Origin of the sequence: Alkaliphilus peptidifermentans DSM 18978 (assembly GCF_900101495.1) — a bacterium.
In the GTDB taxonomy this organism is placed as follows: Bacteria; Bacillota; Clostridia; order Peptostreptococcales; family Natronincolaceae; genus Alkaliphilus_C; species Alkaliphilus_C peptidifermentans.
The window spans coordinates 16,055-39,338 of the sequence record NZ_FMUS01000024.1 but is presented as its reverse complement, the minus strand read 5'-3'; the positions used below and the strand labels follow the sequence as shown (position 1 = coordinate 39,338).

General features: G+C 34.5%; 20 protein-coding genes. 5 read left to right on the top strand and 15 right to left on the bottom strand.

All coding sequences use genetic code 11. The annotated features are described in order from the left end of the window. Nucleotides 1–98: 98 nt before the first annotated feature. Nucleotides 99–1,175 (bottom strand): butyrate kinase, encoded by a 1,077-nt coding sequence (buk, locus tag BLP68_RS15780; protein ID WP_091545657.1) that lies wholly within the window; start codon nt 1,173–1,175, stop codon nt 99–101. 267 nt (nt 1,176–1,442) lie between these two features. Between buk and BLP68_RS15775 the strand changes: the two genes are divergently transcribed. From BLP68_RS15775 to BLP68_RS15755, 5 genes are all read left to right on the top strand, one after another. Beyond that, entirely contained in the window at nt 1,443–2,351 is a 909-nt protein-coding gene (locus BLP68_RS15775; RefSeq protein WP_091545655.1) for a LysR family transcriptional regulator, read from the top strand. A gap of 144 nt (nt 2,352–2,495) precedes the next feature. Further along, entirely contained in the window at nt 2,496–3,539 is a 1,044-nt protein-coding gene (locus BLP68_RS15770) for an oxidoreductase (protein WP_091545654.1), read from the top strand. Nucleotides 3,540–3,637: 98 nt separating this feature from the next. Further along, entirely contained in the window at nt 3,638–3,853 is a 216-nt protein-coding gene (locus BLP68_RS15765) for a MerR family transcriptional regulator (RefSeq protein ID WP_091545714.1), read from the top strand. 225 nt (nt 3,854–4,078) lie between these two features. Continuing rightward, nucleotides 4,079–4,867 (top strand): ABC transporter permease, encoded by a 789-nt coding sequence (locus BLP68_RS15760; RefSeq protein WP_091545652.1) that lies wholly within the window; start codon nt 4,079–4,081, stop codon nt 4,865–4,867. 18 nt (nt 4,868–4,885) lie between these two features. Next, nucleotides 4,886–5,830 carry an ABC transporter ATP-binding protein gene (locus BLP68_RS15755; protein ID WP_091545650.1) on the top strand — a complete coding sequence of 315 codons (945 nt, stop codon included), beginning with the start codon at nt 4,886–4,888 and terminating at the stop codon, nt 5,828–5,830. Nucleotides 5,831–5,925: 95 nt separating this feature from the next. On the opposite strand, the gene BLP68_RS15750 is transcribed toward BLP68_RS15755, so the two are convergent. The 14 genes from BLP68_RS15750 to BLP68_RS15685 form a co-directional block, all read right to left on the bottom strand. Continuing rightward, nucleotides 5,926–6,453 carry a hypothetical protein gene (locus BLP68_RS15750; protein WP_091545648.1) on the bottom strand — a complete coding sequence of 176 codons (528 nt, stop codon included), beginning with the start codon at nt 6,451–6,453 and terminating at the stop codon, nt 5,926–5,928. Nucleotides 6,454–6,715: 262 nt separating this feature from the next. Then, nucleotides 6,716–8,467, bottom strand: coding sequence for an ABC transporter ATP-binding protein (locus BLP68_RS15745; protein ID WP_091545647.1), 1,752 nt, complete (start codon nt 8,465–8,467; stop codon nt 6,716–6,718). After that, on the bottom strand, nt 8,461–10,266 hold the full coding sequence (locus tag BLP68_RS15740; RefSeq protein WP_091545645.1) for an ABC transporter ATP-binding protein: 1,806 nt from the start codon (nt 10,264–10,266) through the stop codon (nt 8,461–8,463). Before BLP68_RS15740 ends, BLP68_RS15745 begins: the two co-directional genes overlap by 7 nt. 59 nt (nt 10,267–10,325) lie before the next feature. Beyond that, on the bottom strand, nt 10,326–11,420 hold the full coding sequence (locus BLP68_RS15735; protein WP_091545644.1) for a DUF362 domain-containing protein: 1,095 nt from the start codon (nt 11,418–11,420) through the stop codon (nt 10,326–10,328). 105 nt (nt 11,421–11,525) lie between these two features. After that, nucleotides 11,526–12,362, bottom strand: coding sequence for a bifunctional 3-deoxy-7-phosphoheptulonate synthase/chorismate mutase (locus BLP68_RS15730; RefSeq protein ID WP_242877006.1), 837 nt, complete (start codon nt 12,360–12,362; stop codon nt 11,526–11,528). A 132-nt stretch (nt 12,363–12,494) separates the two neighbouring features. Continuing rightward, nucleotides 12,495–13,805 carry a B12-binding domain-containing radical SAM protein gene (locus tag BLP68_RS15725; protein WP_091545642.1) on the bottom strand — a complete coding sequence of 437 codons (1,311 nt, stop codon included), beginning with the start codon at nt 13,803–13,805 and terminating at the stop codon, nt 12,495–12,497. A gap of 11 nt (nt 13,806–13,816) precedes the next feature. Further along, on the bottom strand, nt 13,817–14,740 hold the full coding sequence (locus tag BLP68_RS15720; RefSeq protein WP_091545640.1) for an NHL repeat-containing protein: 924 nt from the start codon (nt 14,738–14,740) through the stop codon (nt 13,817–13,819). Between the two features lie 28 nt (nt 14,741–14,768). After that, the gene (gene mtnN / locus BLP68_RS15715) at nt 14,769–15,422 is read right to left on the bottom strand and encodes a 5'-methylthioadenosine/S-adenosylhomocysteine nucleosidase (protein ID WP_091545639.1); all 654 of its coding nucleotides are present in this window, start codon (nt 15,420–15,422) and stop codon (nt 14,769–14,771) included. Between the two features lie 49 nt (nt 15,423–15,471). Further along, nucleotides 15,472–19,008: a condensation domain-containing protein gene (locus tag BLP68_RS15710; RefSeq protein ID WP_091545637.1), complete on the bottom strand. Its 3,537-nt coding sequence runs from the start codon at nt 19,006–19,008 to the stop codon at nt 15,472–15,474. A 57-nt stretch (nt 19,009–19,065) separates the two neighbouring features. Beyond that, the gene (locus BLP68_RS15705; protein ID WP_091545635.1) at nt 19,066–20,010 is read right to left on the bottom strand and encodes a phosphopantetheine-binding protein; all 945 of its coding nucleotides are present in this window, start codon (nt 20,008–20,010) and stop codon (nt 19,066–19,068) included. Nucleotides 20,011–20,088: 78 nt separating this feature from the next. Beyond that, entirely contained in the window at nt 20,089–21,201 is a 1,113-nt protein-coding gene (locus tag BLP68_RS15700; protein ID WP_091545633.1) for a U32 family peptidase, read from the bottom strand. A gap of 67 nt (nt 21,202–21,268) precedes the next feature. Further along, nucleotides 21,269–21,412 carry a hypothetical protein gene (locus BLP68_RS21840; protein ID WP_176759070.1) on the bottom strand — a complete coding sequence of 48 codons (144 nt, stop codon included), beginning with the start codon at nt 21,410–21,412 and terminating at the stop codon, nt 21,269–21,271. Between the two features lie 29 nt (nt 21,413–21,441). After that, complete coding sequence (locus BLP68_RS15690; protein WP_176759069.1) at nt 21,442–22,593, bottom strand: condensation domain-containing protein; 1,152 nt, start codon at nt 22,591–22,593, stop codon at nt 21,442–21,444. Between the two features lie 63 nt (nt 22,594–22,656). Next, nucleotides 22,657–23,166 carry a GyrI-like domain-containing protein gene (locus BLP68_RS15685; protein WP_091545628.1) on the bottom strand — a complete coding sequence of 170 codons (510 nt, stop codon included), beginning with the start codon at nt 23,164–23,166 and terminating at the stop codon, nt 22,657–22,659. Nucleotides 23,167–23,284 lie beyond the last annotated feature (118 nt).

The following is a 23,284-nucleotide window of genomic DNA, read 5'->3' as shown; positions in this document are numbered from 1 at the left end:
CATTTTTCAATTTTACTTCTTTTCTTTTTCATTCAACATTTTTCTCAATATTTTAATTTTCCATTTTCAATTTTCAATTTAGTTTTTCACTGCTCATTTTAACTGTATATTGCTGCTTCCTCATCACCATTGATAATTCTTAAAGCCCCTAAAGCCAGAGATTCTAACTCTTCCTCTCCAGGAATTATTTCTACAGGTGCAATAAATTTAACCCGCTTAACTATATCATCAACAATCCTTTTTGAATGGGCAATCCCACCAGTTAGAACAATTCTATCTACTTCACCCATTAAAACTGTAGCCATGGCCCCTATTTCCTTTGCTACCTGATAGGCTAAAGCATCCAATACAATTTCAGCTTCTTTATTACCAGCTTCAGCCATCCCTTCTACCTCTCGGGCATCCTTTGTACCAAAGTATGAGTAAAAGCCACCTTTACTTCCTAATATCTCCTTTAGCTCATCATAGGTATACTTACCTGAAAAACATAGCTTAACTAGCTGATCTGCAGGCAATCCACCACATCTATCTGGGGAAAATGGACCCTCTGCTTTAGCATTATTTACGTCTATCATTTTCCCATTTTTATGGGGTGTAACCGACACACCAGTGCCTAAATGAACGACAATAAGCTTGGCCTCTTCATATTTTTTACCCATTGATTTAGCAACCTTACGTGCAACAGCCTTCATGTTTAGTGCATGGGACAAGCTTACTCGCTGAATGTCAGCTAAGCCAGAAACCCTTGCTACTGGCTCCATTTCATCTACTGAAACTGGGTCCACAATGAATGCAGAAATATTTAGTTGGTTTGCCAGATTGGATGCCATAACTGCTCCTAAGTTAGAGGCATGCTCTCCTCTTTCAGCCATTTTTAAGTCATTAACCATTTTTTCATTAACCCTATAGGTACCACCAGCCAAAGGCTTCAACAAACCGCCACGGCCAACAATAGCAGCTAATGATTCCAATTCTATGTTTTTTTCCTTTAAAACTTGTAATACTAAATCTAATCTGTATTGATATTGATCGAATATTTTATCGAAGCTTTCAAGGTCTTTTACTGAGTGCTCCACCGTCTTAGTGAATAATACTGTATCGGCTTCATAAACTGCAATCTTAGTCGAGGTTGCGCCTGGATTAATTGCTAATATCCTACTTTTTGTTAGGGACATAACCACCTATACCTCCTTTATTTGATGCAATAAGATATAAAATTTAAATTTCTTCAAAATAGTCATGGTAATATTTTACAAATTAAAAAAATATTAGAACTAATAAAATTTATTCCTAACTATAGAATACAGAATATTTAAGCCATTGTGAAATACAATATTAATATTTCAGTAATAAGTAAAAGTGATTTATATTGATTTAAACAGATGTAAATGATATTATTTTAATATAAAACAAATGATAACTATTGAAATTGGAGGGATTATATGGATATAAGGCAGCTCCGATATTTTATTTCCGTTGCTGAGCACCTTAGTTTTACAGAAGCTTCAAAACAACTATTTGTAGCTCAATCTGCAGTTAGCCAACAGATAGCAGACTTAGAGAAAAAAATTGGTGTACAATTATTTATTCGAAATAAACGTTCGGTAAGGTTAACCAACGCTGGCACTGTACTGTTTAAGGAAGCTGTTAATCTAGTTAATAAAACTGAAGAGGCCATAGAAAAAACCCGACAAGCAGATCTAGGTATTGTGGGAAACCTGAAGGTTGGCTTTATCGGCTACACTGAAAAAAACTTTCTTCCTTATTTAATAAGACATTTTCGACGGAATTACCCTAAGGTAGAGCTGCAGCTGAATCAACTAAATCATGGAATGCTGATTGAAGGCTTGAAAAATGGAGAACTGGATATCGGATTTACCCTTTTCTTTGGTGTTGATAATATTGGTGGATTAGAAAGTAAACATATCTTCACTGAAACTATTTCTATTGTGATGCATTGTGACCATCCACTTGCAAATGAAGATAGTATTAATTTATCAAGATTATCTGATGAGAATTTCATTGCTTTAAACAGGCATGAGTCACCTCAAGGCTATAATAAAACTCTGCTTATGTGTGCTAATAGTGGCTTTTCTCCAAATATTGTCAGCGAACCAAAGCTTATTCAGACTGTATTATTGCTGGTGGATTCAGGAATGGGTATAGCTATACTGCCCAATAGCCTAAAGCTTCAGGCAAGCTCCAGCCTTCATTTTATAGACATTGAAGGCGAGAGGGCTAAGGATGAGCTTGTGGTGGCATGGAAAAAGTCCAATACCAACCCTTCTATCCCATTGTTTCTTGATGAGGTGGAATCAGTTAAATTAAAGTATCATGAGGAAATGTCTTAATATGAGCATGCTCTACTACTAGAATAATATAGATTGTTAAATGACAGTACTAAGTAGTTTTTTGTAAAGACTACTTATTTTTGTATGTTCAAAAGTTTCCAATCAATAATGTATAATTGATAAAAGAATACGAGGAGTGATTACATGAGTTTAATAAACAAAAGCATAAAAGTAAATAAGTTTATGGTGAAAAACAGAATTATAATGGCCCCACTACTGTGCTTTAATTGGGCTGATGAAGACGGATTTGAAATTTACGATAGATCTGTACATTATGGTAAAAGAGCGCGGGGTGGAACAGGTTTAATAATTATTGAAGCAAGTGCTATTTCTAAGGATGCTCGTATTAATGAAACAGAGCTTGGCTTATGGAAGGATGAACACATACCACAGTTTAATAGAATAGCCAAAAGCTGTCACAATGAAGATTCCCTGGTAATAGTACAGTTAGTTCATGCTGGAATGAATGGAACGGGAACACCTGTACTTTCTTCATCACCAGTGAAAGTTAAAGGTAAAGAATGTTTTGAGATGTCATTAGAAGAAATGCAAAAAACAAAAAAAGATTTTGTTTCTGCTGCATTAAGGGCTAAAAAAGCTGGCCTTGATGGAGTTGAAATTCATGGTGCCCATGGTTATCTTCTTAATCAATTTACTTCAAAGGAAATCAATCAAAGAACTGATATGTACGGTGGTACATTAGAAAATAGACTTCGCTTACCACTAGAAATAGTTGATGAAATTAGAGCTGCAGCAGGAGATGCTTTTATTATTAGCTATAGATTGGGCGTTAATGATCCATCCCTCCAAGAAGATAACTATCTTGCAAGGAAGCTAGAGGATGCTGGTGTTGATATCCTTAATGTATCAGCAGGAATAGGATCAAATAACATAATAGTTCCAGATGATTTTCCCTTCTCAAAGATTACATACATGGGTACAGAATTATATAAAAAAGTAAATATACCTGTAGCTTGTGTTTTTGGCATAAGAGAGCCTAACCAAGCTGAATATCTACTTAAACACAATATGATTGACATGGTGGCTGTTGGTAGAGGCCAGTTGGCAGATCCAGAGTGGACAAATAAAGCTATACAGGGAGATGCTGTTAATGTCTGCTGTCAATGCCCCCGTTTATGCATGTATATTATTGATGGAAGAAATTGTCCCTGGTATGGTAAGGAATAAAAAACTAAAACAGAAATTAAAATTTTAAAAAATTGCTATTGACCTTAAAGTAGCTTGAAGTTTTATAATTTAAGTAGGCCGAAGTAGGAATGATTATTGTGTACACAATATGGCAATTATCTATAATAGGCATGGTTTTCACATCTGGGTTAAGGTTTTATGATGATATTGAATTACTGAAGCCTCCTACTGTAGATAAGTGCAATGGATACAGGTATTATTCAGAAAAACAATTGGAAGCTATTCATGCATTAGTTCAGCTGTTATACATACAAGTATATAAGGAAACTATATATTATAAGTTTGCAGAATAAAAGCATTTCATAGATAAAATTTATGGATAAAATGCTTTTGTTTTCCAAAGGAACCCCTGAGTTCCTTAAGACGCTACGCTGTATCCTCCTCATTGATACATAAGGGGGAATGTCCCCTTAACAACCCCGTATTACATAGGAAGTTATAACCGAACTTTCCTATTAAATTAAAAAGGTTATAATCTATAACAACTAAAAAAATAAAAAAGCTTTAGGAGGAAGTTAATGATGGAAAGAACAAACAATTTTTTAGTATGGCTTAAGGGGGTTTGGAACTTTATACTGATGGATCTACTAGAATTTCTCCGTTCTCCTGCTCAGATAATTGGTACTTTGATGGCACCTATTATCATGATTACCTCGTTTGGTATAGGAACCAGCATACCCACAAGTGTAGGTATGAACCCAGGCTTAAATGTAAATTCATATTTTGAGTTTGTTGCACCTGGAATTATGTTGATAGGAATAATGTTTGGTACTACTATGGGAATAGGTAACAGTATTTTACTGGATAAGAGGAAGCGTATTACTGAAGATGTTATTACCTCCTCCATGCCCTATAGTGCATTCATAATTAGCAGATATTTAAGTATGTTATTAAAATCTTTGCTTCAGTTTCTCGTAATCTTAATTACAGCAATGTTATTCTTTAAACTCAGAGTAGAAAACATAGCTATGCTTCTAGTAGCAGCTTCTGCTGCAGTAATATTCTTTACAGGTGTTGGAGTATGGTTAGCAGCCTTTACTGATGAAATAACCTTTGCTGGTTTAAGTAATTTATTATTGATACCTTTATTCTATTTTTCTGGTATATTTTTTCCAATAGAAAATTTTGGAGCTTTAGGTAATGTTGTTCAGTATTTGCCATCATCAATGCAGCTCTCTATATTAAGGTACTCAATCATAGGTATAAGACCTGATAATCTACTACTGGTTTTTACACTTACTATATTGCTATCTATATTAATGATTGTGTTACCAGGTCATGCTTTAAAGTCCAGCATAAAAAAATAAATTTTTAAAGGAAGTATTATGGATATTCTACAAACTTGTGAGTTATATAAAAAGGTTTCTGATAAATTTAGTCTTAAAAACATCAATCTTAATATTGAGTCAGGCGATTTTTTAGCACTGATTGGTAAAAATGGAGCAGGTAAAACTACTCTACTACGTATAATTTCAGGACTTCTTCGATATGATACTGGCAAGGTGTTAATTGATGGAATACCTGTTGAGAAAAGTAGTAAGGTAAATAAACTAATAGGAATTGTACAGCAATCGAAGGGTCTGCCGGATAGTCTTACTGTTCAAGAGTATGTTAGATTTCAAGGAAGATTACGAAATGCAGATATTAAGGTTTTAAATGGTCTGATTGAAATTTCGGGTTTGACAGAATACTATAATCAATATTTGTCTACTCTTTCAGGTGGAAATTTAAGAAAGCTGCATATTATGCTTTCAATAATGCATAAGCCTAAGCTGGTAATTATGGATGAACCTACTGTTGGACTGGATCCTATTGTACGAAGGGATATTTGGAAATATATCTACAGCTTGAAGGAGCTGGGCATAAGTGCCATTATATCAACCCATTACATTGATGAAGCAGAAATATTGAGTGACAAAATTGCCATTATTGATAATGGTAGTATAGTGACTTCAGGTACAAAGGATGAAATTAAGAAGCTATATAATGAAGAAAATGGTTTAGAAGTAACCCTAATAGACAACAATGAAGCTTTGAGTTTCTTAAATGAAATCGCAAAACTCAACATAGACTTTATAAAATCTGCAAATGTATTTAACGATAAAGTAAAAATAATCACCAATGGTTATGACTGTAGTTACTTATTACTAATTTCCAAATTTTTGGCAGAGGGAGCCTATAAAGTTAAAATGATTAAGCTATTAGATCTTTCAATTGAAGATGTACTGGTGAAAATTATCTCACCCAAAGCTTTATTGTCTGATATTTAAGAATCAGCCCCAAGGAATTTTAAATTTCTAGAAATAAAAAAACCTCCTTATAGTTATATGACTCTTAATTATCCACTCTACTATAAGGAGGTTTCTTATTTTTGCTTTGATAAAAACTCTTTGGCTATCTTTCTTGTTTTGGGGCTAATACTGTTTAAGTTTTTCCTTGCGAAATCAAACAATAAATTGAGATTATGGTATTTATCAAATATCATATTAAAGGTTTCAATGATATCACTCATCATTAGAGCCTGCTGCTTTTCTGAATATCTACAGCTTTCATAAAGCTCCAGCAGTCTTTCTATAATTAAATCCATAAGCTCAGGCTTATTTACCATAATTTTTCCGCAGCTTTTTACACAATAGACTGCTGTCATGAATTTTTTATCATTTAAAATCTGCAAATATGACTCTATAGTATCCGCCATTTTGTTTTCCACATCAACCTTAGTGAGATTAGCCAGCACCGTAAGACCTATATCTCTATGATATGAATTACTATGCTTTAACAGTTTTCTTATTTCATCCCAATATTGATAAAATAATTCTGGTGAGCCTTCACTGGCATCCTCCACAATATAATAGCAGTGATAGTAAACCATTATATGTTTATTTGACAGCATTTCATTGACTATAAAGTCACGTAATTCCTCATCTTCTTTAACTAATTCTACATACTTAGGCCGATTAAAATTCTTTTGAGAAATTTCATTTATAATTAAAGAGGTATTTATTTTATATCACCACCTTTAATTTATTCCATTACAGAATAACTCTCACAACATAATGATAATATTGATGAAAAGTCTTGTCAACCTTTTTATGGTATTTAATTATTTATTTTACTTTTATAGTAATATTAGGATGATAGATTGGATAAGATTATTATCCTGTAGTATTAGCCTCATTCTCAAAGCTTGTTTTATAAAAAGAGTAATAAAAGCCTTTCTTTTCAAGCAATTCTATATGGCTGCCCATTTCCATCACCTTTCCTTCATCAATGACAAAAATAATATCTGCATTTTCAATGGTGGCAAGGCGATGGGCTACTACAACCACAGTTCTTCCCTTCATAAGTACCTTTAATGCTTCCTGAACCTGCTGCTCACTTTCAGAATCCAGGGCAGAAGTAGCCTCATCTAATAGCAGTACAGGTGCATCCATTAATAGCGCTCTTGCAATTGCAATTCGTTGTCTTTGTCCTACAGAAAGATTTGATCCCTTCTCCCCCACCATTTTATCGTACCCTTCAGGAAACTCCATAATAAAGTCATGGGCAAAAGCAGCCTTTGCAGCAGCTACTACTTCCTCATTAGAAGCTGTTGTACATCCGTACTGAATATTTTGTCTAATGGTACCGTCAAAAAGATTGCTGTCCTGTGGGACATATGCAATCTTTTTTCTGACTTCTTCAAGTGAATAGTGACCTACAGATTTACCATCTAATGCTATCAAGGACTTTTCTGCAGAATAAAAGCCCATTAACAGCTTAAGTATTGTACTCTTTCCACCGCCACTGGGGCCCACAAGTGCTGCAATTTGACCTTTATCTACTGAAATACTTAATCCTTTAAGCACCTTATTATCATTATACCCAAACCTTACATCCTTCATATACACCATCTCATCAATGGCCTCTAAATTAGCTTTCTCTAATCTTTCAACCTCAATATTCTCGTTAAGAAGCTCAAACACTCGTCCTGCACCTGCAAGATATGTCTGTAGTTGAGCTACAGAAGTACCAAGACTTAAAAAAGCTTGATTAACATTCATTTGAAGCTGTACCAATGCAGTAATGGTTCCGAAATCCGTTAAATTTCTTATAGTTAAAAAGGCACCAATACACATTACCCCTGCAAAGTTTATCATACTAAGAAAATAATTACTGCTGTCGAGGACTGCACTGTTATTTACCCTTTTTATTGTTAGTTCTGCAACATCATTATTGCTCTTTTTCAGTCTGGTGCTTATGTCACCTTCATTATGAAACATCTTCATTACATAAAAGCCCGAAATTAGATCGGTGATACATCCTGTAAAAACCCCCAGCTGCTTCTGAATTTCATCACTCAAGATTCTAATTTTTCCAGAAAACCATGCGTTAACTGCAATTAAAAGAATACTGGTAAATATAAGTATTAATGAAATTCTCCAATCCAGTATAAACATAAATACAGCTGAGCCCACACCTAATAGTGCTGTTCCACTTATTGTCTGTATTTGATCGGAGTATGCCTGTTCAATCATTTGGATATCATTGGTTAACCTAGATATTACATCACCACTATGATTCTTATCATAAAAAGCTATAGGGAGCCTTTGTATATGTCCATATGCTTTTTTCCTCACATCCACCATGGTCTTCTTTATGGCACTCTTATAGGTGTAATGAAAAAACGGGACAACTGTTACAGCAGTAATTACTGTAATACCAATAAGAAAGGCAGCTTTTTGAAGCAGCATCATTTCACCCTTGACAGGTGCATCAATCATATATTTTAAAGTAAAAGCAACTACAATAACAAGTGCTGTGCCAGCAAAACCCATTCCCATTATACCTAATATATAATTGAATATTCGAGGTTTCATAAATGACATAAGCCTGATAAAATCCTCATAACCTTTTCTTTTTAGCATACTCCACTAACCTCCCTGGCAGCATTTGAACTGGCCCCTTCTTGGGTTAAGAATTGTTTAAAATATAACTTACTATAAAGTCCATCTTTTTTTATTAGTGATTCGTGTGTACCCTTTTCCACTATCCGCCCCTGATTTAAAACCATAATGTCGTCGGCTTTTTTTATGGTAAATAATCTGTGGGCAATGACCAATACAGTTTTACCTACAATAATTTTTTCTAGGGCATCCTGCACAAGTGCCTCCGATATAATATCAAGAGAGGATGTGGGCTCATCCAGCAGAAGTATAGGGGCATTCTTTAGAACTGCCCTGGCAATTGCAATTCGTTGTCTTTGCCCACCTGATAATCTTGAACCTTGTTCTCCAACAAGAGTATTATAACCCTCAGGAAGCTCAACTATAAATTCATGGGCATTTGCAGTCATTGCTGCCTCAATAATCTCATTTAATGAAGCTCCTGGCTTTCCAAAGGAAATGTTTTCGGCTATAGTAGCAGGAAAAAGGTATGTATCCTGAGATACAATTGAAAAAAGTGATCGGGCCTCTGTCAATGACCAGGTGCTTAATCTGTTGCCAAATAAATTTATATATCCTTCAGTTGGCTCATAGAAGCCACAAATCAGTTTTAAGATTGTGCTTTTACCACTGCCACTGGCACCAACAATTGCTGTAGTCTTACCATTTTCCAGCTTAAGATCTAATCCCGCCAAAACCTTTGACGTCCCATCATAGGAAAAATTTACGTTTGATAGCTCTACAGGAGATATTTCTTTATTCTCTAAGCTACTTTTTAACTTCTCTAAGGTGTCACCGTCTTTTCGTTCCTGCTCCCAATCAAGAATCTCAAATAGATGGGATGCTGTCCCAGTTGCAGATTTAAGGCTGGTTATCATCTGTGGTATTATGAAGGCTGGTGTGGACATTAGATTCAGTAGAAATACAAAGGTAATCAAGCTCCCTGGGTCCATATCCCCTTTTACAGCAAGATAGCCTCCGTATAATGTACAAAGGCTAATGGGGACTATTAACATAATCATCTGAATGGATATTACAATAGAGTAACGTTTCTCAATTTTAAGGTTTTTTTCTAATACTTTTAATACCTCTTTACCAAACTTCTTTCCCAGAGTATCGTAAAGATTTAATGCCTTAACCATATGTATACCGTCTATTGTATCCTGCGCAATTGAGTTGGCTTTTCCCAGATGCAGCTGTGCTTCTTGAGTGTATTTGCTTATAGGTTTACTTAATACCATAGCTATAAAGGAAATTAGAAGTATTAATATAATATTAACTAGGAGTATTTTCCAATTAATGAATATCATATAGATAAGAACAGCTATTAATATAAGGGGTTGATATATGAAGTCACTTAAGTCTAATTCGAAAAACCGCTGAAGAGAAGCAACACTATTTGTCATACGTGATGTTATTTCTCCAGAATGATTTGAATCCACCTTTAGGGCCTTTATATTTTCTAAATGAGAAGATATATTTTCCTTCATATCCCTCATAATATATGTGCTTATGGATCCTGCTAAATATCTTTTTAAGTATTTAAATATGATTCCGGCAGTAATTGTTAGTATCATAAGCAATACAACTATTGAAAGCTCTTTATACATGCTGGCAAGTGATGAGCTTACCAGTCTTCTTAATAGATATGCTACAAAAACATCTAAAGCAACATTTCCTACAGATACAATGGTGCATAATGATATTATGCCTGTATAGGGCTTTGTATATAACATGCACCTTTTCAGTACTGACCCTTCATCATTTCTATTTTTTTTCATTTTCTCTCCTCCAAGAAGATATTTTTTATTAAATTATTATGTTTTAGGATTTTGAATTACTAAAAACCTAAATATATATTATTTTCGTTTTTAATGTCTACGGCCTTATTGGGGCATAGCTCGTGACAGCAAAAACATTTGATACATTCGTCCAAATTTATTACTGGCCTTCCACTGCTAATATCTATAACCCTAGGTGGACAGCTTTCTACACAAACTCCACAGGATGTACATACCTCATATTTAAAGCTGGGTATTCCACCTCCAATCTTTGAAGTATCAGGCTGTTGGAATGGGCTTATTTTAATATCTTTTAATCCTACACCAGGAGTGACCACATTTTTAATATTTCCAGAAAAGATGTTTCTTTTTACAGCTGCAGCAATTGCTGGAACCTCCAATGGATTAATTCCTACAATATGGGTTGCTGTCATATCCAGTGCATATGGATTTTCTGATGCCATTATCAAGCCTGCATGTCTTTTATCTCCCGCTGAGGGTCCATTCCCTTCCATACATTCAATTGCATCTATAATTGAAAGCACTGGCTTGACATACTGACAAATATCCACTAAATGCTCAGAAAAACGTTCAACACTAAGCATCATTAAATGGTAATTCATCTTCAAGCGTCCTGGAATTACTCCAAAAAGATTTTTTACTGCTCCTGTGTACATCATCATTGTGTGGGTTTTCAATTTAGCTGCCGATATGACGAAATCAGCGTCTTCAACTATTTTAATTATGGTCATTTTTTTAAGGCATACCGCCTCTTGGTTGATAACTTCAATTACAGAAGTGTCGTAATTTAATTCACATCCTGTATTATTGGCCACATCCATCATGCCGGTTTCCTTATAAACTCTCTCTAGTGTCTTTTTTGTATATCCCAGTGGAGCTCCAGGACTGTCACCAATAACTACTCTGCACTGGATTATTTGAAAGTATCGGACGATTGCCTGTATAACACTTGGATGAGTAGTTATGGCCTCTTCTGGCTTGTCGGCCCTTGCAAGATTAGCTTTAATTAGAACCTTAGCATGAGGCCATATTTTACTTTTTATTTCTGGTATAGAATTTAGACACTGAAATACAGCTTCTTCAACTTTTTTATATTGATAGTCGTTGCATTTAACTATACTTACTTTATACATTATAGTAATCTCCTTATTATGAATGAAGTGTTAAAGCTTTAAAATGTAATATAAAGGCGAAAAAATAACACCATTAGTTTTTTTCTTATGGTGTTATTTTCCGCCTTAATATGCCTTTAAGTAGCTGGATATACCTTCTAATAGGCTGGTAAATTCCATAAAGTCCAGCTGTTGAAAGCCATCACTCAATGCTTCCTTAGGGTTGGGGTGCACTTCAACCATAATTCCATCTGCACCAGCTGCAAAAACCGCCTTTGCCACAGGACTTATGATATCCTTTCGTCCCAGTGAATGACTTATGTCAGCAATTATAGGGAGGTCTATTTCCTTTTTTATTATAGGTATACTGCTTATATCTAAAGTATAGCGGGTGCTGGTTTCATATGTTCTAATACCTCTTTCGCATAGTATTATTTTTTTATTGCCTTCGGCTGCGATGTATTCTGCAGCATAGAGAAATTCCATTACTGTAGCACATACTCCCCGCTTTAAAAGCACTGGCTTGTTTTGCCTACCCACTTCCTTAAGCAGCTGGTAGTTAAACATATTTCTTGCACCAATCTGCAATACATCAGCGTATTTAGCTACTATATCTACATCTCGTACATCAAGTACTTCTGTCACTGTAATTAAATCATACATTTCACCCACTTCTCGAAGAATTTCTAGGCCCTCTTCCCCCAAGCCCTGGAATGAATATGGAGATGTCCTTGGTTTATAAGCTCCCCCCCTCATCAGCTTCATTGATTTACTTTTGAGATAGTTACCAACAGATTTTAACTGCTCTTTGCTTTCTATTCCGCAAGGTCCTGCTATTATTGGAATCACATTTGATTTTAGTCCAAGCATTTCTGCCAGACCCATTCTCTTGCTCCTGGGTTCAGGGGCAATTATACTTGGTGTATACATTTTCAATTTATCCCTTGAAACTTCCGTGTCCATAATTTTCCTCCTATGTATAATTAACTGTTTTGTATATAGGTCTCATAATTGTTTTTAACGATATTGATTCATAGAGATGAACCTTTACCCTTCAATTTTGGCATTGCTTTTTAATTACTCATTGCTATAATATTAGGGTCTATTACTGGAAAATCTGTTTTTTTCTTTGTAAATATTTATAAAATATTCACTAACTTTAATTCGCCTTTCAACAGAGTTGATACGTTTATTGAGTCTGGTATATTCCTTCTCAAAGTCCTTAATACTCATCCGCCTTGGTTGAAAGGTAAGTTCAAAGCCGTTATATCTCGACCAATCATTAGTAAATATTCTATTTTGATTGTTTAAGTTATCAAATATCTCTGTTCCGGGAAAGGGTGTCAATACAGTAATATTTGTTGCATATATGTTGGTTTTCATTATAAAATTGTATAGTTTTTGGAAATACTCATGGGTGTTATCATCCATACCTAAAACAAAGCTGCCAACAACCCCTACTCCCAAGCTCTGTATTTTAGATATAACATATTCATATTGCTGTAATTTATCTCTTTTCCACTGGGATCGGTTCATCTGAATAAGGCTTTCCTCCTCTAGGCTCTCAAATCCGATAAGCAGCTGCATGCATCCCGCTTTAGATATTTCCTCCAGCAATTCCTCCTTATAAGCAATGCTGGCATCACTAAAGGCATACCATCTTATATCAAAGCTGCCAATAAGCTTTACCAGCTCTAAGCCATATTTATTATTTACAAAAATATTGTCGTCGGTAAAGAATATTAGTGGATTTTTGTATACTTTTAAAATGCTTTCCAACTCGTTACTTACCTGTGATATTGACTTTCTTCGTATTTTTTTACCATATAATTTTGAAGATATACAAAAACTACATTGATGGGGGCAACCTCTAGAGGTTTGTAGGGGGATACTATTATAGGGATAGTTTTTAATCAAATCATATCTAGGTATTGGTGTTTCTGATAAATCTGGGGATGATTTACTTATATAAACCCCTTTGGTCCTTTGAGCCCTCATGTCATCTATAAATTCATTAAATATACCTTCTGCCTCTCCTATAATAACAGTATCTGCATGCTTTAATGCTTCACCTGGCAGTACAGAAACATGGACACCCCCCATGGCAACTTTTACGCCTACAGCCCTTAAGTCCTTAGCCAGCTTATAGGCTTGATTAATCTGACTGGTGGTAGGAGAAAAGAATGCCCAATCACATTCCCATTTATCTTTTTTTACATAGTTTAAATCAATATACTCCAAAGTAAAATCCTTTGGCAGCATACCTGCAATTGTCAGTAAACCCAGGTCAGGTGTTGACCATAATTTTTTACGGGCCTTATACTCCCACATTTCCTCCCACTGATACATTTCTAATTTTTCTGTTGATACAATTTCATTGCTGGGTACTATAAGAGCTACTTTCAATGTTGCACCTCCTAAAAGGAAACCTTCACTTCATACAGTAATCCAAGAATTGTATCCATCCAGTAAATACAACCCTTTTCCGGTGCTGTCACGGAACCTATGTGACATATTTTTTGATTAAGTTTAAAATTTCTTTTTAACTCACTCCAAACACTGCTGTCAAGAATTAAATGGAGTTTTCTGGTTTTTCTATTAATACATAAAAGTCTTCTTTTTTCACATATAATTATGTTACCTTCAGGGTCTAGAGTCAGTGCTATAGGGTTAAGTATTTTATGCTCCCAATTCTTTACTCTGATGGTAAAGACCTTCATAGTGTCCAGATCTATATACCGAATTGCATTATTTCCCTCATCAGCAAAATATAGCTGCCTGTCGAAACAAAATAGTCCATAGGGTCGATTTATTTTGGCAGTGCTGCATGGTCCATCCTTCATTCCAGCAGTGCTTCCTCCTGTTATCACGGAAATATTAAAGCTTAAGTCAATTTTGCTAATTCTGTTATTTAAAAAATCATTAACATATACATTCCCATCAGAATCCACTGCAACTCCTGCTGGAAGATTTAATGGATTATCATTTTCATGGTTTATCAAATTATTAATTAAATGATTTTTTCTATACCTATCCATCATGGAAATCCAGGTTTTCTCTCCATAAGGTTTATAGTAAATATCGTTGTTACCAGCATCAGCTACAACATAACCGTATGAATCTGATAAGGTCAAGGCCAAAGGCAATTGGAATGGCTTGTTGTTAGATGTTTCACCAGAAAGTATTTTAACCTTCCCGGTTTCTATATCCAGCAGGCATACTCTGTGGTTGTGCATATCTGCAATAGAAAAGACTCCCTTTAACTTATCAAAGCAGATACCGGAAGGATAATTGAATCTTTCATTCTGGATGCTGATTTTTCTAACTGAATTTATTTTCATTATTATCACCCTGACATGTTATATATTTTTAAGTGTACTGGCTTAAAAATCTTAAGGTTATTTCCTTTAGATTTACTGCTATACTGTCGATAGTAGCTTTAAAGGAAGCTGCTGCATTGTCATCTGCCAAATCAGATATTATACGTATTGCAATAAATGGAATATGATAATCAGTACATACCTTAGCAATATAGGCACTTTCCATTTCGGTGCAATCTGCCTGACAACTTTCGTAAATATCCTCTTTTATGCAGCTGGTATTAACAAATGAATCCACTGTTGCGATTCTTCCTATAACAAAGCTATCTGCTGACACTGTTGAGGAACATACAGCTTTAGCTTTTTCTAATAAAGAAGTACAACTGGAAAAAGATTGCTCAGTGTTGTACAAAATAATATCTTTGGCTATAACTGCATCACCTATTTTAACCTGTGGTGAAATAGCTCCTGCTGATCCTAATATAATCACGTGGTCTATTTTATATTTAGTAATTAAAATGCGGGTAGCAATATCTGAATATATTCCTCCAATACCACAGCATAATACAGTTATATCAATATCATTAACAGCACCCGAAAAAAAATGTGCAAATAGATACTTCTCTTCCTTTACTGATGAAATACTCTCAATAATATTTTTAGCCTCATCAACTAAAGCACAAACAATGCCTATTTTTTTCATGTTTTATATCCCTTCTTTTAGATTATAATAGAAGTATTTATATGGAGTACTAAGACAATTTAAACTCTACATCAACTGCATTGTACTTGGGAATTAATATATCCTTGTCTAGACATATATTACTGACTTTAGTGGATGGATTTTTAGTAACATTCCTCAATATTGTGATATAATCAGCCCAAAATTTTTTAATTGTCTCATGTTTAAATAATTCTACACAGTAGTTAATACCAAAATTAATTCTACTCTCCTCTTCAAAGCAATTCATCATTATATCGAATTTACATACCTCTTCCTTAACCTTATAGGGATAGATTTCAATGTCTTCTAATTTCACATTAGCTTTTTTGGTATTCTGCATTATAAACATTGTGTTAAATAAAGGATTTTTATCACTATTCCCTTTCAAATTAAGCTTTTCCACCAGCATATCAAAGGGAAATTCCTGATTGGAATAGGCTTCTAATGTATTTTTCTTTACATCTGCCAGAAAGCCTATAAAAGTATCTTCACCTTTAATGTGATTTATTAATGGAAGGGTATTTACAAACATTCCCACTGTGTCATCCAAATCTGCATGGCTTCTGCCTGATACTGCAATACCAACAATAATGTCAGTATTTCCGGTATATCTATAAAGCAATACATTATAGGCTGCAAACAATACCATAAACATAGTAGTTTCTGTTTCCATAGTTAGCTTTAAGAGGCTATTGTTTAAAGCTTTATCAATTTCATAGTATAGAGTTTCTCCCTTAAAGCTTAAATTTTCGTGTCTGGGAAAATCTGTAGGAATATCCTGGACTGAAGTTTTATTAATAAATTTATTTAACCAATAGTCCTCCTGAGATTTTATATAATCGGTTTCCATAAGGCGGTTTTGCCATTGGGAAAAATCCCTATATTGAAGTGGATTCTTCTTTAACTGTCTATTGTCATATAAGTATATTAAGTCTCTGATCAGTATATTTGCTGATGTTCCGTCGGATATTATATGGTGCATATCAGTAACCAGTATATATGAATTATTAGGCATTTTTACAATGTTAACTTTAAAAAGAGGAGCTTTATTGAGATTAAAGGGTTCTATAAGATTTTTTACTGCTGTATCTATGTCTAAATTCTCATTGCCTTCTATATATTTCAAGGAGAAATTTACCTCAGGATTTATTTTCTGGACAATTTCTCCTTCAATAATTTGAAATGATGTCCTTAGTGATTCATGCCTCTGTATCAGCTTCTTTAATGCTTCCTCCAGCCGCTGTATATCCAGATTACCCTTAATCTTCATGGCAGATGTTATATTGTAGCCTGTGTTCTGATCCTTTAGCTCCTTTAAAACATACATTCTTTTCTGTGCCGATGATACAGGATAATATTCCTTCTCATCTGCTCTTTCTATTTTCTCCATTAATTTTTTGCCACTGGTTTTTGACTGGAGCTTTTCTACAACCTTCTGTGCAAAATCTCTTATAGTAGGTTTTTCCATAAACTCCCTTATTGTTATATCAATTTCAAACTCTTTGCTTGCTAGATTTACTACAGCTAGAGCATAGATGGAGTCACCCCCCATAGTAAAGAAATTATCCAAATTATCTATATCTTTATGGCCAAGAACTTCAGTTAAAATTTTCCCTATTTTACTCTCTATTTCTGAAGCTTCAAGTGTCTTTTCTTTCTTGATGATAATATCGATGTCGTTTTTTACCCTATCACTATTATTTATATTACAATTATCAGCTTTATATTTTGTATGCTGAGGCACTTCAATCCAACATCTCTTTCTCTCAAAGGTATACTGAGGTAAGCTGACCTTTTTCCTATTGTTATCGTATAATGCTTCCCAATCTACATCATACCCCCTGCAGTAATGAAGGATGATATTCTCCAATATATTTTCTGCCACCATTGATCTTTTTGAATAATCCTTTATATCAGCATCTAAAGCTTCAATTAATTTTTCAGCATTATCGACACATCCATAGTAAACACCATTGGTCTTATAGCTATCTATCCCTTTTGCATTGACAATTTCCAGTTTTTTTACCATACTGTCAATATCATCAGCAACAACAGCCAGTCTATGGCTGTACTGTCCCTTTACTATATTTGATGTATAGCATATATTCCTTAGGCTGGATTCTTCTTGTATTTTAAGAAAGGTTATATATTCCTTAACCAGCTTCTTTAAAGATTTTTTGCTTCTTGCAGAAATGGTAAGCACCATATATTTCATTTCTGTAGACTGTTTTACTTTTGCAGCTTTTTCCCTTGGAGCTTCTTCTAAAATAATATGGCAATTCGTTCCACTTATTCCAAAGGAGCTTACTCCACATCTCCTGGGGGGCTGCTGTATATCCCATTTTCTTAATCTATCATTATAGTAGATAGGAGAATTACAGAAGTTAATATTTCTGTTGGGGTTTTCAAAATGGATAGATGGCGGCAACTTTTTATTTTTAAGTGCAAGAACTGCCTTAATAAATCCAGCAATTCCTGCTGCACTATCCAGATGCCCTATATTGGATTTTACTGCTCCTATGGCACAAAACTGTTTTCTATCTGTGAAATTGGCAAAGGCCCTGGTGATTCCATTGATTTCCACTGGGTCCCCCAGCTTTGTACCAGTTCCATGGGTTTCAATATAGGTTACTGTTTCTGGATTTATATCTGCATCTCTCCATGCTTTTATAATTACTTCCTCTTGAGCAACTGGATTAGGTGCAGATATCCCTATGGAACTACCATCCTGATTGGCAGCACTCCCTTTAATAACTGCATAAATATTATCCCTATCCCTTAATGCTTTATTTAATGGCTTTAAAAAAATTGCTCCAACTCCTTCACCTAGGCCTGTCCCATTGGAGTTGTCATCAAAGGATTTTGATCGACCGTCTGAGGATTCTATTCCAATAGTAACTTTTCTTATGGGTATAGTATGGGTCTGAACACCACCTGCAATGGCAGCTTCACACTCTCCAGCAAGAATACTTTTACAGGCCAGATGTATAGCCACTAGAGAAGATGAACAGGATGTGTTAATTACCATATTAGGTCCCTTCAAGTCGAGAATATAGGATATTCTGCTGGCAACGATTGGAGTACAATTACCGGTCACTGAAATTGATAAAAATGAAGGCTGACAATCTTCTATAAGATTTATATATTGACTCTCCCCCACAAACCCTACATAAACCCCCACATTGGAGCCTCTAATTTTGTTCTCGGGATACCCTGCATCCTCAATGGCTGCCCATGCTGTTTCCAGGAACAGTCTTTGATTTGGATCCATCAAGCCTGCTTCTCTAGGGGAAATATCAAAAAACTCATAATCGAATTCATCGATTTTTTCTAAATATCCAGCGTTACAAAAGGCTACGCCTTCTGGATCAATGCCTTTAAAGCTCAAATAATCCTCTATGTCCCTTCTTCTTCCATTAGGTATCTTCCTTACACCATCAACCTTGTTTTTTATATTACTCCAAAATTCCTCTATGCCATCAGCCAATGGAAACCTACCTGCCATTCCAACAATTGCAATATCCTTTGAAGAGACCATTTCCATAGATATATTTTTCCCTTCCATAATACCACTTCCCCCCTTCCTCTACCTTCTATATAGCCTTCATCCACTGACGGAGCTCTACTGGTTTACTATATGTTCAATCAGCTGGATGTATTTTTCCGTCAACTCTTCCATCCTTACCTCATCTAATCTATCTGCATTAAAGCTAAACATAAGACATATCCTATTGGTTTCAATTTCAATTTCAAATATAATATCAAAGCTATCAAGTAATTTTGTCTTATTTATATTTAACTCCTTTAATAAAATAAGAGGTATTACAGAGTCTTTTCCTCTATATACCTCCATCCTTTCTATATCCGACAGCATATAGGAAGGATGCTGCCAACTTTTTTCCACCTGTGCCCTGACCTGTCCAATAACTTGTGAAAAGTCATCAGAATTAGTAAAGTCAGCATTTAACTTCGTAATATAATCTGGGTTATCTAAAGCCGCCAGCATTTCTATCTCCCTTACTACTCCAATATTTGAAAATAAATAAAGGAAAACTGTAATCAAAATATCTTTCAATGAAGCATTTTCTTTTTCTGCAATTATACTAAGTCTATTAAACAAATCTCCCCTAATTTGAAAGTTAAAATGTAAAAATCCACAATTATCGAAGCCACTTTGAAGGTACTCTGCAGGTAAATTAATATTTTTTAAAGATAAAGCTGGGGGCTGGCCTGGGGATTTACTATCTATAAAATCAGACAGTTTGCCAACAGTTGAATATGCAAACAAGTCTGGTATAGTAACTACACCAGGAAAATACTTATCCAAACGGGCATGAAACTGCATCAATAGTATAGAATTTCCCCCTAATTTAAAAAAGCTGTCATCTACTCCTATTTTGTCATTACTTAATACATCCTTCCAAAGCTTTAGAATTTTTCCTTTTGTATCACCTTCTGCTTCAGAAGTACCTGCTTCTTGACACAATTGATTTACCACCGTTGACTTTATTTTAGCTTCACTGTACTCTTCCTTATCATTTAAATAAATATCTGCTTTTTTCATCATACTTCACCCTCATCAGAAAAATTAAATTTCTTTTAATTAATGTCTATCTTTTAAACTTAAACTAATAATTTTTTATATCTACTTTCTTGTACTGTTATTATTTTCTATCATTTTGTTATACTGATCAAACTGATTATAAAATTCTCTTGCTCCCTGGAATATCTCTTCAGCCTTGACTATATCAATACTTTTCTTTGCATATTGCAGACAATAGCCACATTGTAAACAATGATTTTTACAAAAATTAGGCCTTTGTTGGAATGCATTAATGTATCCATCCAATTTTTTATTATCAATGTATATTTTAAATGCAGTAGTTGTAGAAAAGTTGTCCAGTAAATCCAACAGGTTTCCATCAAAGCTTTCCTTCATATAGCACTCTACTGTTTTAGCTGGGTTACCATTTTCTACTGTGTGTCTGCCTTGAATTTTAAAGTAGTTTATGCCTATACTGGTGTAATATTTAATATCTTCAGGTCTAATCCAGTTCATTTTTAAATAGTTATCTATCCCCTCTATCCTCTTCATCATACATCTGTGGGGATAATATCTTGTGCTGGTAGCATCAATATCCAAGTCATGGGAGCCTTGATTTTGATGGAATGGTCGATATATGCAATTTTTATGACATATAACATTAACAATCATTTCTACATTACTTCCGAAGGCCTCTCTTATACTCTTTAATGTGGAAAAATCTCTGTTTATTGACTCATGTACAACAATTCTGTCGGCTCCAAGATTTTTGTAGCCAATTGCTTTATTTGCATTCAAAATATCACATAAAGTAGATGCCTTTATTGTAAATTTATACTTGGATTGTTTAACAAACTCTATTAATGGTGGAATAGCAATTGTTAAGGATTCAACACCTATTTCATATAGTTGATCTAAAAAACCTGCTATTTCCGCCATACCTGCTTCAGTAAATTCTTTGTTCCCAAGACAAGTAGCGTTAAGTGTATAACTAAAATCAATATTTTTTTGTCTCCCATAAGCAATATGCTTTTCTAGAGTATTCATGTCAATCTTAGGAATCATATCACAGGGTCTTCCTGAACCATAAAGATTTCCAACAGTAATTTGCCCATATATTTCTGATACTCTGGAATCATCATATGTATTATTCAGCCTATGATACTGATCAATAGTGCTATTTTTAAAATCTGCCGGTACATTAAAGTATTTCATTTATCTTCACCTCGCATATCTTAGCTTTTATTTTAATTGTGGAGCTGCTTTCGGTTTAGCCTTTAATTTAATTAGCATCCTCTTCTCCGTTGAAGGCTCTAATAGCCTCTTCTGTAATTGAAACATAGTTGTTGCACAGCTTTTCAATTTGCTGTGAATTATAAACATTGCAATTGTAGCTGAATTCCAGCTCAATATAAGCTGGAAACAATTTTATTCCAAGAACAACATCAAAATTTGTTACATATCGAGATGAAACCAAATCAAGCTTGAAAATACCATCATGGCTGCTGGATAGTTTTTTTCCAATGGGTAGTTTTGTATTACCACTGCAGTATTTAGTATATTCTCACCAGGACTACCCTGGTAATGTAATATATCGGATAATTCAACAATTTGATTGCCTTCAATAGTCACAAGGTCTAAGCTTACCTGTTTAACAAGATTAATAATCTTTTCACCCTTCTCTGCCCTTATTCTCATTGGGAGGGTTTTAATAAACATACCTACCAAATCATCTATTCCTATTATTTCAGGGTCTCTACCGGATACTGTTATTCCAAAAACCACATCCTCAACTCCATAGGTCTGCATTTGCAGTATTCCCCATATACTATAAAAAAGTGCTGCCAAAGTAATTCCCTGCTTCTTGGTAAAGGATTTTAATTCTCCAATAAAATCTTTGTTAAACCGATAAGGGTAAATACCTGTTTTATAGTTTTCTTGAAGAGTTACATTGGAAGGCGAAACAGACTTGAAGGGTACATAGCCTTTTAAATATTCTCTCCATTTATCTATGGCTTTGCTTTTATCCTGCTTCACCATCCATCTAATGTATTCTTTATATTTTATTTTTGTTTTCTTGATTAGCCCTCTGCCATTATGGAAACAGTTATATACTTCATAAAATTCCTTCAGCAGTATTGCATTGCTCCAGCCGTCAAGAATGATATGATGAGTGCTTAAAATCATATGATATTCCTCTTCCGATAGCTTGCATATGGCTACTCTGAAAGGGCTTGTTGATATATCTACTTTATTTCTCCACTCCTCAAGCTCTATATTATCTGATAATTTAATACAGTCTTTCTCTTGAGAAAGATCAAAATGCTTTACTGGGATTTTCTTCTCCTTCAGTAGAATTTGAACTGGATTTTCAAGTCCCTTCCATCTGAAAACTGTCCTGAGGATTTCATTGTTATTAGCAACGATATTCCATGCTTTTTCCACCAACTCAGGCCTTACACACCCTGTAAGTCTATACCTCTGCTGCTCAAAATAAAATTCTCCTGAAGGGTTCAATAGCAGCATAAATAACATGGATTTCTGCATAGGAGTTAAGGGTAAAATATCTTCTACATTTTCAGACATTATCTTTATATTTCTGTCCAATACCATTCCTCCCCCCATATAAAAACTTCCTTTCTACTAAAGGACATGAAAAGGCCTGTTATACTATTTGATAGGAATACATACATAAATACCGTCTTCTATATTTTTCAAATTATATAGCTCAAAAACTTCAGACATATCAGCCCTTTCATATCCAGACTCTGGAATCCATTTTTCTTGTAAGTACAGATAGGCAGCTCTGGTCAAGACACCATAATTGCTTCCCTTTTTTACCTTTAGTATTTTACACAGATTCTCATCCTTGGGCTTAATAAATAATTGAACATATTTACTTGCAGGAATAGTTCTGGTTTCCATATCGGCTGGAACATTCCTAAAGCTACTCACTTCAGCCCCAAACATATATGAACAAACTCCTTTATTTTTGAGAAAATCAATGCTTATTCCATAAAAAATTTCCGTGTCAACCCTGTTGGGAATCTGTTCATATGTCCCTTTTTTATCTACTCTACGTAAAAGTCTTGCAATGGCTAAGCCAGATTTCCAAATTTTTGTCTTTATTGCAAAACCCATAACTTTAATATTATCCTTTTCAATTACTTCAATATTCATATTTAACACCTCTTATTTGTTTTTTTAGCTGAATGGAGAAATTGCATAATAGACCCACGGTGAACTCAACATATTGGGTTTAAGAATCAACTAAAGGTAATTATGCAATTCCCTTAAA

Excerpts from the sequence above, each read along its gene's own strand:
- BLP68_RS15685 (WP_091545628.1), bottom strand. The coding sequence starts at position 23,166 with ATGAATATTGAAGTAATTGAAAAGGATAATATTAAAGTTATGGGTTTT.
- mtnN (WP_091545639.1), bottom strand. The coding sequence starts at position 15,422 with ATGAAAAAAATAGGCATTGTTTGTGCTTTAGTTGATGAGGCTAAAAAT.
- BLP68_RS15710 (WP_091545637.1), bottom strand. The coding sequence starts at position 19,008 with ATGGAAGGGAAAAATATATCTATGGAAATGGTCTCTTCAAAGGATATT.
- BLP68_RS15730 (WP_242877006.1), bottom strand. The coding sequence starts at position 12,362 with ATGGACACGGAAGTTTCAAGGGATAAATTGAAAATGTATACACCAAGT.
- BLP68_RS15745 (WP_091545647.1), bottom strand. The coding sequence starts at position 8,467 with ATGCTAAAAAGAAAAGGTTATGAGGATTTTATCAGGCTTATGTCATTT.
- BLP68_RS15750 (WP_091545648.1), bottom strand. The coding sequence starts at position 6,453 with ATGCTGTCAAATAAACATATAATGGTTTACTATCACTGCTATTATATT.
- BLP68_RS15770 (WP_091545654.1), top strand. The coding sequence starts at position 2,496 with ATGAGTTTAATAAACAAAAGCATAAAAGTAAATAAGTTTATGGTGAAA.
- BLP68_RS15700 (WP_091545633.1), bottom strand. The coding sequence starts at position 21,201 with ATGAAATACTTTAATGTACCGGCAGATTTTAAAAATAGCACTATTGAT.
- buk (WP_091545657.1), bottom strand. The coding sequence starts at position 1,175 with ATGTCCCTAACAAAAAGTAGGATATTAGCAATTAATCCAGGCGCAACC.
- BLP68_RS15705 (WP_091545635.1), bottom strand. The coding sequence starts at position 20,010 with ATGATGAAAAAAGCAGATATTTATTTAAATGATAAGGAAGAGTACAGT.
- BLP68_RS15775 (WP_091545655.1), top strand. The coding sequence starts at position 1,443 with ATGGATATAAGGCAGCTCCGATATTTTATTTCCGTTGCTGAGCACCTT.
- BLP68_RS15720 (WP_091545640.1), bottom strand. The coding sequence starts at position 14,740 with ATGAAAATAAATTCAGTTAGAAAAATCAGCATCCAGAATGAAAGATTC.
- BLP68_RS15760 (WP_091545652.1), top strand. The coding sequence starts at position 4,079 with ATGATGGAAAGAACAAACAATTTTTTAGTATGGCTTAAGGGGGTTTGG.
- BLP68_RS15735 (WP_091545644.1), bottom strand. The coding sequence starts at position 11,420 with ATGTATAAAGTAAGTATAGTTAAATGCAACGACTATCAATATAAAAAA.
- BLP68_RS15740 (WP_091545645.1), bottom strand. The coding sequence starts at position 10,266 with ATGAAAAAAAATAGAAATGATGAAGGGTCAGTACTGAAAAGGTGCATG.
- BLP68_RS15755 (WP_091545650.1), top strand. The coding sequence starts at position 4,886 with ATGGATATTCTACAAACTTGTGAGTTATATAAAAAGGTTTCTGATAAA.